Genomic DNA, 12,893 nt, shown 5'->3' on the forward strand with positions numbered 1-12,893 from the left:
GGAGGAATAATTGTGAATAAACTTGCTATATTAGGCGGCAAACCGACAAGAAATACCTATTTGTCATATGGTAAACAAACTGTAGATGAATCAGATATACAAGCAGTTGTTGATGTGTTAAAAGGTGATTATCTAACCACTGGCCCATTCGTAAAGGAATTTGAAGATAAGGTAGCTAACTATGTAGGGGCTAAGTATGCTGTTGCAGTTTCAAACGGTACTGCTGCTCTTCATATGGCTTGTTTTGCAGCTGGAATAAAAGAAGGTGACGAAGTCATAGTCAGTCCTATGACGTTTGCAGCTTCGGCCAATACTGTACTTTACTGTGGCGGAACTCCCGTTTTCGCAGATATTGATCCAGTGACTTATAACATTGATCCAGATAGAATTGAAGAGAAAATCACAGATAAGACCAAAGCAATTATTCCGGTAGATTTTTCAGGCCAATCTGTTGATATGGACAGAATTAAAGAAATTGCAGATAAACACGATTTAATTATCATAGAAGATGCTGCCCATGCATTAGGTAGCGAATATAAGGGAAGAAAAGTTGGCAGTCAAGCGGATATGGTTGAGTTCAGTTTTCATCCTGTGAAACCAATCACAACTGCTGAAGGTGGAATTGTAACTACAAATAGTGAACATTTATACAAGAAGATGATGATTTTTAGAACACATGGAATCACACGAGATCAAGAAATCTTAAATGAAAATCATGGTCCTTGGTATTATGAGCAACAACACCTTGGATACAATTATCGATTGACTGATGTTCAAAGTGCACTTGGAACAAGTCAAATGAATAAAATTGACGAGTTTATCACTCGAAGAAGAGAGATAGTCAAACAGTATAATGACGCCTTTAAGGACTTAAAAGAAATTAAGACACCTTTTGAAGCTGAGTTTTCTAATTCAGGTTGGCACATTTATGTGATTAAAGTTAAGCCTGAGTTATTAACTGTAACACGTAAAGAAATCTTTGAAGCTTTACAAGCGGAGAATATTGGTGTTAATGTTCATTACCTTCCAGTATATCTTCATCCTTATTATAGAGATTTAGGCTATGCAAAAGGCATATGCCCTAATGCAGAAGAACTGTATGAAAACATGATCACTTTACCACTATTCCCAAGCATGTCTAATGAAGATGTGAATGATGTTGTGGTAGCAGTGAAAAAAGTAATAGATTATTACCGAAAGTAGGTAAGAATATGAAAATAGGTGCAATAATTCAAGCAAGAATGGGCTCAACCAGACTACCCGAAAAGGTTATGAAAAACCTTCAAGGGAAAACAGTTTTAGAACACGTCATAGAAAGAGTTAGACAGTCTAAATTGATTGATGAAATCATAATTGCAACAACAACTCATGAGCGAGATGCAGTGATAGAATCTGAGGCTTTAAGATGTGGCGTAAAAGCTTTTAGAGGAAGTGATGATGATGTCCTATCAAGATACTATTATGCTGCAAAAGAGAATAATCTTGACGTAGTTGTTCGCATTACATCAGATTGTCCCCTTATTGATTCGGTAGTACTAGATGAGATTGTCAAGTTCTATCTAGAAAACAATTATGATATTGCTTCAAATGCTGGTTCTGATTTATCAAATAGAACATATCCTAGAGGGCTTGATACAGAAATTTTTTCTTTTGAAGTTTTAGAGAATGCATTTAATAATGCAAAAGAGAAATACCAAAGAGAGCATGTTACTCCATATATTTATGAGACTTCTGATAGTAATTATTATTATAAGAATAGTGTAGATTACTCGAAGTATAGGTGGACATTAGATACAGATGAAGATTTTGAACTTATTTCAGAAGTATATAAGCATTTATATCATGGAACCCATGATTTTTATTTAAGTGATATCGTCAGATTATTTGAGAAGATGCCAGAACTTTATGAAATAAATGCTCACATTGAGCAGAAAAAAATCTAGGAAATAGGATTGATATCGATGAAAGTTAAAATTTTAACTGAAGGTGGAAAGAATATAGGATTAGGACATATCTCGAGATGTATGTCACTTTATGCTGAAGTTTCAAGGAGAGATATTTCAATTGATTTTATAATTAATGGCGATGTGAGCAGTATTGATTTTTTACATGGAATAACATTTAAGAATGAAAACTGGCTTCAAGGAGAATTTTTGCATAATTATATAACTTCAGATGATTATGTTATCATTGATTCATACAAGGCAGAAAAAGCAGTCTATGATTCTATCGTCAAACTTTCAAGCAAAGCAATGTTCATTGACGATATTGGTAGATTAGATTATCCCGAGGGAATCATTGTGAACCCTTCTTTGGATTCAACCAGTATTGATTATTCAAATTCCCCGAATAGCATTCTTTTAACAGGTCCAGATTATGTCATTGTAAGGCCACCTTTTGTAGGTATAAAAAGAGAAACTGCTTTTAATGGCCTAAATAGAATTCTTATTACAATGGGCGGGACTGATATCAGGAAATTAACACCTCTTCTTATTAATAATGTCTGTAAGAATCTAAAAGATATTGTATTTGATATTGTGATTGGTTCAAAAGAGACACATGAACTTTATGATCAATATTTAGGGTTTAAGAATGTTGCCATACACTATAATATTGATGCAACTGAAATGTTTGAATTAATGATGAGCTGTGATTTGGCTATTACAGCTGCTGGTCAAACAATTTATGAATTATTGGCTACACAAACACCGTTTATTCCGATTCAAATTATTGAGAATCAAGAAAATAATATCAGATCATTATTAAAATACAATTCGAATCAGATTGTTCTAAAATATGATAATAACAATTTAGTAGAAGGCATATTCAACGCTTTGGATATCTATGATGCGAGTGGATATAGACAAGAACAAAACAAACCTTATGAAGGTCTTATAGATGGATACGGAGCAAAAAGAATCATTGATAAACTATTGGAAGATTTGTAGGTGAAAAAATGAAGAAAGTTATATTCTGTGGTTTTGGGAAACTCGGCAGAGACTGCATGAAAGCAATACTTGAAAATGGGTATCAAATTAAATATGTCATGACCCATAGAGAAAATGAGGTCAATAGTGTAGATACATTTGCACAAAGCGCAGGAATAGAATACAGTTATGTAGATGCAAGAAAAAATCTGAGAGACTTAACTGAGCAAATTAAAAGTATAAGTCCTGACTTTCTAATCAGTGTTAATTATAGGTACATAATTCCAAAAGAAATATTTACTTTAGCTGATTTTGCGCTCAATATTCATGGATCTTTACTGCCCAAATATAGAGGCCGTACACCTCATGTCTGGAGCATAATAAACGGTGAAACTGAAAGTGGAATCACATGTCATTTGATTGAAGAATCGGTAGATACAGGTGATATAATATCGCAAAAAGTGATTCCAATTGAACTCAAGGATACTGGATATTCTCTATTAAAGAAATTTGAGTCAGAATATCCCACACTTCTGATTGATTCAATAGAAAAACTAATTAATGGAAGTGACCTTACTAAGCAAGATGATAAATTTGCAAGTTATTATGGGAAGCGAACTCCTGACATGGGTTATATTGATTTTAGAAAGAAGGCAAGTGAAGTTATTGATTTTGTTAGGGCTCAAGCCGAACCTTATCCCGGAGCATATTATTATTTACTGGATGGCAGAAAAATTATTATCAATAGAATTGCTATACATGAAATAAATGATTTCAATACGGAAATCGGTGTGATAATAGAGATGGATAATCGTTACTATGTTCGGTGTGAAGATCAAACACTTAGGATTGAAGATTACAGAGTCATAGATTAGAATGGAGGAAAATTATGTCGATAACAATTGGAGATTTTACAATTGATAATAACAGCAAGACGTTTATTATAGCTGAATTATCAGCTAATCATGGACATGACATCAATATCGCTAAAAAAACAATAAAAGCAGCTAAAGAATCAGGTGCTGACGCTATTAAAGTGCAGACATATACAGCAGATACTCTAACCATTGACTGTGATAATGAATATTTCAAACTAGATAGTGGTACCATCTGGGATGGCCGTACGCTTTATGATTTATATAGTGAGGCTTATACTCCTTGGGAGTGGCAAAGAGAATTGATGGAGTATGCGAGGAGCATAGGACTTATCTTCTTTTCAACTCCATTTGATAAGACTGCAGTCGATTTTTTGGAAGAGTTAGAAGTTCCAGTATATAAAGTAGCTTCTTTTGAGATTATGGATATTCCATTGATTGAATATATTGCATCAAAGGGTAAGCCAATGATTATGTCTACAGGGGTTGCTTCCTTAAGTGATATTGAACAAGCAGTGGATGCATGTAAACGTATGGGAAATAATCAGATTATTTTATTAAAGTGTACATCGGCATATCCTGCGAAAATTGAAGATGTAAACCTTAATACAATTCCAAACATGAAAGATACATTTGGAGTAGAGGTAGGATTATCAGATCATACTCTTGGAATTACAGTTCCAGTCGTGTCAATTGCTTTGGGTGCAAAAGTGATAGAGAAGCATTTCATATTAGACAAATCAATTGGAGGACCCGATTCGAGTTTTTCGCTTGAACCACTTGAATTTAAACAAATGGTCGATTCTGTAAGAGATGCTGAAATGGCTCTAGGTAAAGTTGATTATAGTATGAACGAAAAGAAAAAGAATAGTCGAATATTGGGTAGATCATTATTTGTTGTAAAAGATATTAAAGCAGGAGAGGCATTTACTGAAGAAAATGTTAGATCTATACGACCTAGCAATGGACTCGCTCCAAAGTACTTTAGTGAAATAATTAATCGAAAAGCAACTACTGATATAGCGCGAGGAACACCATTAAGCTGGGACAAAGTGAAATAATCAACCATGAGTTTTGGGGGAGGTGACCAATTAAAATGCCAATACTAATAACCGGAGGAGCTGGCTACATAGGCTGCCATACGGTAAAATATTTTCAAAAACAAAATGAAGAAATCATCGTTGTAGATAATCTGCAAAGTGGCCATGATGCTTCTATTATTGTGGACCATTTGTATAGGATTGATATTAGAGATAAAGATCAATTAGACGAGGTTTTCAAGACTCATAATATCGAAGCAGTTATTCACTTTGCCGCGAACTCTCTAGTTGGAGAGAGCATGGAAAAGCCATATGAATATTACCATAACAATGTCTTTGGAATGCTTTGTCTTCTTGATGTAATGAAAGAGAATAATGTAAATAAGATCGTATTTTCATCAACAGCAGCTACATATGGTGAGCCGAAGAGCATCCCAATCATGGAAGCAGATGAGACAAGCCCGACTAACGCCTATGGCGAGACCAAACTTGCTATGGAAAAAATGATGAAGTGGTTTGACCAGGCTTATGGAACAAAGTATGTATCCCTAAGATATTTCAATGCTGCAGGAGCTTATGAGACAGGTGAGATAGGAGAAGACCATCATCCAGAGACACACCTTATTCCACTTATTCTTCAAGTACCACTTGGAAAACGTGATAAGATTTACATGTTTGGAGATGACTATCCAACTGAAGATGGAACATGCGTAAGAGATTATATCCATGTTATGGACCTTGCTTCAGCTCATTATAAAGCACTTGAGTATCTGAGGAAGGGAAATGATAGTGATATATTTAACCTTGGAAACGGCAATGGTTATTCAGTTAGAGAAGTAATAGAGACTACAAGAAAAGTAACTGGTCATCCAATTCCAGCAGAAGTGAAAGAGAGACGTGCAGGCGATCCAGCAACTCTGATAGCTTCATCTGAAAAAGCAAAGAGCGTATTAGGATGGAAACCAGAGTTTGATTGGCTTGAGAAGATTATTGAAGATGCCTGGAGATGGCATAAGAGTAATCCTAACGGATATGAGAAGTAGATATATAAAGCCCTAACACTGTTTAGGGCTATTTCAACATAGAAGGGCTATCAACACAGCCCAAATACTAAATAGGGGGAGGTCTTAACATCACATGAAAGTACGCAAAGCAGTCATACCAGCAGCTGGCCTTGGAACGAGATTTTTACCAGCTACAAAGGCTATGCCAAAGGAAATGTTACCAATTGTAGATACACCTACAATTCAATATATTATACAAGAAGCAATTGATAGTGGAATTGAAGAGATACTTATCATTACAGGGAAAAGCAAGAGAGCAATCGAGGACCACTTTGATAAAAATGTTGAATTAGAACTGGAACTTGAGAAAAAGGCCAATGAAGAATTATTGAAAGTAGTTAGAGATATTACAGATCTTGTCGATATACATTATATAAGACAAAAAGAAGCCAAAGGATTAGGGCACGCCATCTACTGTGCAAAGACTTTTGTAGGCAACGAGCCATTTGCCGTTATGCTTGGTGATGATATTGTTGAAAATGGAGATGGGAAGCCTTGCCTGCAGCAGATGATTGAAGTTTATGATGAGTATCAAACTTCAGTGTTAGGCGTTCAAACTGTTAAAGATGAAGATGTATGTAAATACGGCATTGTTGATGGAGAGCGTGTATCGGATAGAGTCTATACCGTGAAGGGCTTAGTTGAGAAGCCTGCTGTAGATGAAGTGCCATCGAATGTTGCAATATTAGGAAGATATATCATCAATCCAGGTATCTTTGATATTCTAGCTGAAACCAAGCCAGGCAAAGGTGGAGAAATTCAATTGACGGATGCTTTAAAAGAGCTGGCACTTCAAGAAGATATGTATGCTTATGACTTCATCGGCAAAAGATACGATGTAGGAAACAAGCAGGGATTCCTTGAAGCTACTGTGGAGACAGCTCTTAGAAGAAGTGATTTGAGAGAAGAATTCTTATCTTATTTAGTGAAGGTAGTTGAGAAGGAAGTTGGATCTTTGGGTGAGGTTGCTGCTGGGGGAGAATAGACATCATGATTTGGTATTATGGGTCATTCCACAACCCAAACTCCCCCACAACTCCCCAAGAGACTTTTCAACCACATAAGTAAATTTTGGGAATCGTATATGGGGCGTTAGAAGTAATAAGGGTTACATCAACTAAAGCTTAGATTTGAGAGGTGCCGGGCACGGACAAGTTAACAAGTTGATTAGGGTGATGGAGAGATGAGCAGCTATACAGAATAAACAGATAGGCAAATAGGCTGGTATCAAGATCGGTAGTGAGGGTAACACCTAGATGTGCTGTAATGGTAAACATCACAGATAAGCAGTGATGGTAACTTTTCAGATTAGCAGTGAAAGAGAACTGACAACGGATCAATATTGACTTAACAGAATAATACAGACATAACACATCAAAGAAAACGGGCATGAAGAGAGTAAGTTAGATAGCTTTGCCCGTTTTATTTATAAATGAAGGGGTCAGAATATTGTATTAATGGGTGGGTTTGGTGTTGCTACTATTACAAAGGAGTGATTGTTGGTATGTTCGCAGGATTTAATTTAAAGATTGATTTGTCTGAGATGTTGGATAAAGATGAGTATTATTTTTTGGGCAAATCAATTGATGAAAAGAACAAAAAAAGCATTGAAGAAGACCTAGAAGCATTTATTATTGATGGTGTAATTGATGGATCTTCTTTACAAGAAGAATGGTTCCCGCAGATAAAAGCAGATATATTTATTTCTCATTCACATAAGGACTTGCGCCTTACATATTGCTTAGTTGGTTGGCTTTACAAGAGCTTCAAGTTGAAAGCGTTTGTGGATTCAAATGTGTGGGGATTTGCTGATAATTTGCTTAGAAAGATAGATGACAAGTACTGCGTAAACAATAGCTCTGAAAGTAAATTCTATTCATATGAAAAAAGAAACTACTCCACAAGCCATGTCCACATGATGTTATCAGTAGCTTTAAATAAAATGATTGATAAAACTGAATGCTTATTCTTCCTGAATACACCAGAATCAGTGTCGATAACGGATACAGTACAAAATACAACATTTTCGCCATGGATTTATTCAGAATTATTCACATCTGAAGTGATCCGTAAACAGGAGCTATCTAGATATAGAAAAGGTATTATGGAGAAAAAAGCTATGTTTGAGTCTGCTGAGCTAATTATAAGATACAATATAAGTACGGATCATTTGATCGATCTAAATAAGAAAGACTTGATAGAATGGAGAATGACAAGAATGATCACAAACAACGTTGAACCACTAGATCAACTAGATCAACTTTATTATTTGAAGGGGATCTTTACTATTACTAATTGACTCAATTGTTGCGGAAAAGTTATTAGAAAAGTTGAGTGGGAGGTGAAATATATTGAGCGTAGCAAGTATGAAGGAGTTTGAGAGAGAATATCTTAAGGCTTTACAAGAAGAAAGCGCAGGGCTATTTGCAGGAGCTGGCTTATCAAGAGCATCAGGATATGTTGATTGGAAGGAACTGTTAAGAGAGTTTGCTGACGATGTAGGATTAGAAGTTGAGAAAGAAAATGATTTAGTCGGACTTGCTCAATATTATTATAATGCCAAAGGTAAAAATCGAACATCAATTTCCAGTAAAATCGTATCCGAATTCACGAAGGATGCAAAAAATAATGAAAATTTGAAGATACTTTCGACACTGCCAATTAAGGTTTATTGGACTACTAACTATGACACTCTTATAGAGGATACTCTGAGAGATTGGGCTAACAAGAAGGTTGATGTAAAAAGAACAGTTGAGAACTTGTCGATAACTTTACCAGGAAGAGATGCTATAGTTTATAAAATGCATGGGGATGTATCGTTATCTCATGAGGCTGTAATTATTCGAGACGACTATGAAGCTTACAATGAAAAAAGACAACTTTTTACAACAAGCCTTCAAGGTGATTTGGTTTCTAAAACATTTCTATTTATTGGATTTAGCTTTGAAGATCCAAATCTAATGTATATTTTAAGTAGGATTAGAATTTTATTAGGTGAAGAACATACTAGACCACATTATTGTTTTATTCGAGAGGTCAACGAAAAAGAATATGATAATAAAGAAGATTATATTTATGACAAGACAAAACAGGAATTGCGCGTTCAAGATTTGGGTAGATATGGAATCTCTGCAGTGATGGTCAAAGAGTACGAAGATATTACAGAAGCATTAAAGAGAATTCTATTTAAACACAAGCTAAAGAAAATATTGATTTCTGGTAGTGCTGAAACTTATGGGGATATGAGTACTGAAGAGGCTAGTCAGTTCATATATAATCTTACTCGACAACTAATCAAACGAGACTTTAAAATCATTACTGGGTTTGGCAAAGGGATTGGCAGCTATGTAATTTCTGGAGCAATAGAAGAGATATTCGAAAATAAATATGGTCATGTTGGTGAGTACTTGATTCCACGACCGTTTCCTTTCTTGAGTTTAAAGGAAAAGCAAACTAATGAAATTTCAGAGAAATATAGAAAAAGTTTAGTTAATGATTGTGGTGTTGCAATTTTTGTATTTGGGAACAAATTGGACGAAGAGAGCGGGAAAATCGTCAACGCCAATGGAGTTTATGAAGAATTTAAACTGGCTAAAGAGATGAATAAAGTGATAATTCCTATTGGTTCAACTGGTTTTATGGCAAAAGAAATATGGGATTATGTGAATTCTAATATCGATGAGTATGATTATTTAAGAGACTCAATTGAAATATTGAAAGAAGAAAAAGAAGCAGATAAAATTTTTGCGGAAATATCAAAAATAATTACAATGATGAAAGGGGTTTAACTATGGCACGAAAAGCATTTTTTAGTTTTCATTTTGAACGCGACTCATGGAGAGCCGGACAAGTAAGAAATTCAAACTTAACACAACCTATAAATGGCTATATTGATAAGGCTAAATGGGAGGAAGTCAAAAAGAAGGGTGATCAAGCAATTAAGAATTGGATTGACGAGCAGCTAAAAGGGACATCAGTTACAGTTGTTTTAATTGGAAAAGAAACTGCGGATAGAAAATATGTTAAATACGAAATTGAAAAGAGCATAGAAAGAGGAAATGGGTTACTTGGAATTTATATTCATAATGTGAAAAATGTCCTTGGTGAAACTGATGAAAAGGGAAGAAATCCATTAGATAATTTCACTATAACGGTCAATGGACGAACTAGAATAGCATCAAATTATTTCAAAACTTACACTTGGTCATCAGTTAAAGGATACAATCACTTAGCAAGTTGGATTGACGAAGCTGCAGAACTTGCAGGGTTATAGAGTCATTTACTACTGAGAATTCGTATGGTTAAGAAGGAGGAATTATTATAATGAATGGCCAAAGTTATGCAATTGAGATTGAACATATTATTAGAGAAGTTTTTTCATGTGAAAGATTTGGATTTGGTGGCGTTGCTAATTCTGACTTTATTAGATCTCAACCGTTCACTGCGATCATCGCAGCCTTAGCTTATCAATTTTCAACAGCTGATGCAAACCACAGAAGTGAGATTGAGAAATTTATTGAAGACAATTCATTTTACTCTGATTTCAGCATTGATGAACTTCTTTTTTTTGAGACATCAGAAAAAATAATTGAAGGGACACATATAGATATTGGATTTCCAAATGGTGAAGAGGCAATAAAGAAAATTATCCTGGATTTTAGGAAGGTAGTTAAGTGATACAATTTTTGTATCTGTCGGATATTATCTGGAAATCATCATATAGTTCCAATTTTGAATTTGAGTAAACATGTCCGCTTATTCATGAATACCAGTATCACGTAAAGAGGTGAAGTCGTGGCAGAGAAAACAGACTATTTATTGAAGTGCATAGATTGTGGGGCTGATTTTTTTACAGAAGGAGAAAAAGATTTCTACCTAAGTAAAGGTCTCCATATGCCCAAGCGATGTAAGCCTTGCCGAGATAAAAAGAAGGCCAGGTATAAGGAAGAGGAATCGAAAGCTGCATTTGAAAAAGCTCTTGCAGCTTCACCTTATAAGTACATCAAGAAATCGAATTTACCCAAGAATGATCCTGATACTTCACTTTACATAATAGGAAATGGATTCGATCTAATGCACGGTGTTAAGTCCAGCTATTACAGTTTCAGAGATACATTGGGAAATAATTCATTACGTTTTGCTCTTGAAACCTATCTGAATGTTGAAGATTTATGGGCTGATTTTGAGGATGCTCTTGCTCATATTGATAGAGATGCCATGTTTGGTGTTGTTGATATGTGGCTTGACGATTTCGATGCCTATAATCCTGATGCCCAGGCAGCAGATTTCTTTGCAGCTGTTGATACAGCTACCGGACCGTCACAGACAATAACCCAGGACTTGCCTCGGAGATTTAGAATGTGGGTTGAGTCTTTGAAAGTGCCAGATCTGTCCTTTAGACCGCTTATTGACGTTATAACAAATTCTAAAACACTGAACTTTAATTATACTGAGTTTATTGAAGATCTCTACGGAGTAGACAAAGAGAATATCTGTTATATCCATGGTTGCAGAAGAAAAGTAAAATATCAACAAAAAGAGAAATTGATACTTGGCCATGTTCCTGGCGCAGGAGACACTGGTTCAGTTGGTGACTATAGATTACCAAAGCATAAGAGTGGTTACAAACGATATATGATAGAAGCAGCGGTAGAAACCGCAGCCCGAAACCTTTCATGGTATGATGATGAAACTACTAAATACTCCAAGGATATTATAAAGGGTCATCAAGAATTCTTTGATGAGCTTTCAAATGTAAGTCAGATAATCGTAATTGGCCATTCTCTTTCTCCTGTGGACTGGGATTACTTTAAAGAGATAATTAGTGTGAATCAAAAGAAGCAGGATGTTGAATGGTATTTTAGCTGTCATAGTCCACGCAATATAGAAAGTATTAAGGTTTTTTCGGGAGCTATGGGAATAGAAGCTGAACAGATTACATTATTTATTACATAAAGGATAGAGAGACTTCTTGTATTTGGAGGTGTTTATAATTTGAAGTATGAAAAGCTACCAATAGAGTATTGGGAGAAACGTGATTATTTATTATTTGTTTATGATGTTCTTGGCGATATGCTAAGAAAGGCTGATAAGCTTAGGCTCTCTGATTTTGAAATAAAGTTTGATTCAGAGGAAATAATTCATGATTTTGAAAAGGCAGAGGATATGTTTGAGTGGATGGATAGAAATAACCATCATGATACTTCTCTACAGATGTTTAAGAATCATACCTTTTTCAGCTTGTTAAAAGACTTTTGCTTTTTCATTTACGAATCTCTAAGTTGTGCAAGTAGAGGTAAGGTAACTGTAGCATATTCGTAAGCGTCAAATAATCCCCATCTAAAAATAGGTGGGGATTATTTGACGCTTACTCAATCACGTTAAAGTGATTTTGACTGAACTACTACGTTTCCACTGAAACACTGTAAATGGTACAGTGAACAACGGTAAATAAAATAAGAAGTCGTGAACAGGTCGAGTCTATTGATTATCTGGCGAGACAGGTGAGGTGCGGGAACTTTGTAAGAAAGTAAAATGAAAAATTGATTAGTAATTGGGTAAGGGAATTTTTCATGAAAAAAGGTTTTAGGTATGTGGATTATACTCATTAGGAAACTACATTGAGATGTTTGGATGAGTTAATTAAATCGCTAATGGACTTCACACAAACGATCGAAGAGCATTTAGGTATCAAAGCTAAGAATGAATTCTTACCAATGCAACCAGGTGATGTTAAAGAGGGGTATGCTGATATTGGTGAACTGACTGAATACGGCATTACAATTCGTCCATTAGTGCGGAACTTTCGTCCACAAATGTTGGAGTAAAAGTCCGTAGAAGTGGAGCTATTTTTCAGCAATATTCACAGTGGTCCAACAAAAACCAGTACGTTTTGAAATTTCATTGATAGACAATGATTTATTATTTCTTAAATTTTTGATATGATTGATTTCAGGCATTGCTAGCATCCTTTCATTTCCTCCCACC

Annotated in this window: 15 protein-coding genes; 14 read left to right on the plus strand and 1 reads right to left on the minus strand. The window is 35.2% G+C overall.

All coding sequences use genetic code 11. From position 1 onward, the window contains the following. Positions 1 to 6: 6 nt before the first annotated feature. From pseC to ABD814_RS06755, 14 genes are all read left to right on the plus strand, one after another. Complete coding sequence (gene pseC / locus ABD814_RS06690) at positions 7 to 1,203, plus strand: UDP-4-amino-4,6-dideoxy-N-acetyl-beta-L-altrosamine transaminase (RefSeq protein ID WP_344911616.1); 1,197 nt, start codon at positions 7 to 9, stop codon at positions 1,201 to 1,203. A gap of 8 nt (positions 1,204 to 1,211) precedes the next feature. After that, complete coding sequence (locus ABD814_RS06695; RefSeq protein WP_344911559.1) at positions 1,212 to 1,943, plus strand: cytidylyltransferase domain-containing protein; 732 nt, start codon at positions 1,212 to 1,214, stop codon at positions 1,941 to 1,943. Between the two features lie 18 nt (positions 1,944 to 1,961). Then, positions 1,962 to 2,948: a PseG/SpsG family protein gene (locus tag ABD814_RS06700; protein ID WP_344911560.1), complete on the plus strand. Its 987-nt coding sequence runs from the start codon at positions 1,962 to 1,964 to the stop codon at positions 2,946 to 2,948. An 8-nt stretch (positions 2,949 to 2,956) separates the two neighbouring features. Next, positions 2,957 to 3,802 (plus strand): methionyl-tRNA formyltransferase, encoded by an 846-nt coding sequence (locus tag ABD814_RS06705; protein WP_344911561.1) that lies wholly within the window; start codon positions 2,957 to 2,959, stop codon positions 3,800 to 3,802. Between the two features lie 11 nt (positions 3,803 to 3,813). Further along, on the plus strand, positions 3,814 to 4,863 hold the full coding sequence (gene pseI, locus ABD814_RS06710) for a pseudaminic acid synthase (protein WP_425549064.1): 1,050 nt from the start codon (positions 3,814 to 3,816) through the stop codon (positions 4,861 to 4,863). A gap of 35 nt (positions 4,864 to 4,898) precedes the next feature. After that, entirely contained in the window at positions 4,899 to 5,885 is a 987-nt protein-coding gene (gene galE, locus ABD814_RS06715) for a UDP-glucose 4-epimerase GalE (RefSeq protein WP_344911564.1), read from the plus strand. Positions 5,886 to 5,979: 94 nt separating this feature from the next. Then, positions 5,980 to 6,891: a UTP--glucose-1-phosphate uridylyltransferase GalU gene (galU, locus tag ABD814_RS06720; protein ID WP_344911565.1), complete on the plus strand. Its 912-nt coding sequence runs from the start codon at positions 5,980 to 5,982 to the stop codon at positions 6,889 to 6,891. A 519-nt stretch (positions 6,892 to 7,410) separates the two neighbouring features. Further along, positions 7,411 to 8,205 carry a hypothetical protein gene (locus ABD814_RS06725; protein ID WP_344911567.1) on the plus strand — a complete coding sequence of 265 codons (795 nt, stop codon included), beginning with the start codon at positions 7,411 to 7,413 and terminating at the stop codon, positions 8,203 to 8,205. Between the two features lie 52 nt (positions 8,206 to 8,257). After that, entirely contained in the window at positions 8,258 to 9,694 is a 1,437-nt protein-coding gene (locus ABD814_RS06730) for an SIR2 family protein (RefSeq protein ID WP_344911569.1), read from the plus strand. A gap of 2 nt (positions 9,695 to 9,696) precedes the next feature. Then, positions 9,697 to 10,179: a TIR domain-containing protein gene (locus tag ABD814_RS06735; protein ID WP_344911570.1), complete on the plus strand. Its 483-nt coding sequence runs from the start codon at positions 9,697 to 9,699 to the stop codon at positions 10,177 to 10,179. Positions 10,180 to 10,229: 50 nt separating this feature from the next. Continuing rightward, a complete protein-coding gene (locus ABD814_RS06740; RefSeq protein WP_344911571.1) occupies positions 10,230 to 10,583 on the plus strand; it encodes a hypothetical protein in 354 nt (117 codons plus the stop codon). A 117-nt stretch (positions 10,584 to 10,700) separates the two neighbouring features. After that, positions 10,701 to 11,861, plus strand: coding sequence for an AbiH family protein (locus tag ABD814_RS06745; protein WP_344911573.1), 1,161 nt, complete (start codon positions 10,701 to 10,703; stop codon positions 11,859 to 11,861). Positions 11,862 to 11,900: 39 nt separating this feature from the next. Continuing rightward, positions 11,901 to 12,227 (plus strand): hypothetical protein, encoded by a 327-nt coding sequence (locus ABD814_RS06750; protein WP_344911575.1) that lies wholly within the window; start codon positions 11,901 to 11,903, stop codon positions 12,225 to 12,227. Positions 12,228 to 12,526: 299 nt separating this feature from the next. Next, complete coding sequence (locus ABD814_RS06755; RefSeq protein ID WP_344911577.1) at positions 12,527 to 12,733, plus strand: hypothetical protein; 207 nt, start codon at positions 12,527 to 12,529, stop codon at positions 12,731 to 12,733. 18 nt (positions 12,734 to 12,751) lie between these two features. On the opposite strand, the gene ABD814_RS06760 is transcribed toward ABD814_RS06755, so the two are convergent. Next, a complete protein-coding gene (locus ABD814_RS06760; protein WP_344911579.1) occupies positions 12,752 to 12,874 on the minus strand; it encodes a hypothetical protein in 123 nt (40 codons plus the stop codon). Between the last annotated feature and the right edge of the window lie 19 nt (positions 12,875 to 12,893).

The organism is Amphibacillus indicireducens (assembly GCF_039539605.1).
Classification (GTDB): Bacteria; Bacillota; Bacilli; order Bacillales; family Amphibacillaceae; genus Amphibacillus; species Amphibacillus indicireducens.

Excerpts from the sequence above, each read along its gene's own strand:
- ABD814_RS06695 (WP_344911559.1), top strand. The coding sequence starts at position 1,212 with ATGAAAATAGGTGCAATAATTCAAGCAAGAATGGGCTCAACCAGACTA.
- ABD814_RS06700 (WP_344911560.1), top strand. The coding sequence starts at position 1,962 with ATGAAAGTTAAAATTTTAACTGAAGGTGGAAAGAATATAGGATTAGGA.
- ABD814_RS06705 (WP_344911561.1), top strand. The coding sequence starts at position 2,957 with ATGAAGAAAGTTATATTCTGTGGTTTTGGGAAACTCGGCAGAGACTGC.
- galE (WP_344911564.1), top strand. The coding sequence starts at position 4,899 with ATGCCAATACTAATAACCGGAGGAGCTGGCTACATAGGCTGCCATACG.
- galU (WP_344911565.1), top strand. The coding sequence starts at position 5,980 with ATGAAAGTACGCAAAGCAGTCATACCAGCAGCTGGCCTTGGAACGAGA.
- ABD814_RS06725 (WP_344911567.1), top strand. The coding sequence starts at position 7,411 with ATGTTCGCAGGATTTAATTTAAAGATTGATTTGTCTGAGATGTTGGAT.
- ABD814_RS06735 (WP_344911570.1), top strand. The coding sequence starts at position 9,697 with ATGGCACGAAAAGCATTTTTTAGTTTTCATTTTGAACGCGACTCATGG.
- ABD814_RS06740 (WP_344911571.1), top strand. The coding sequence starts at position 10,230 with ATGAATGGCCAAAGTTATGCAATTGAGATTGAACATATTATTAGAGAA.
- ABD814_RS06760 (WP_344911579.1), bottom strand. The coding sequence starts at position 12,874 with ATGCTAGCAATGCCTGAAATCAATCATATCAAAAATTTAAGAAATAAT.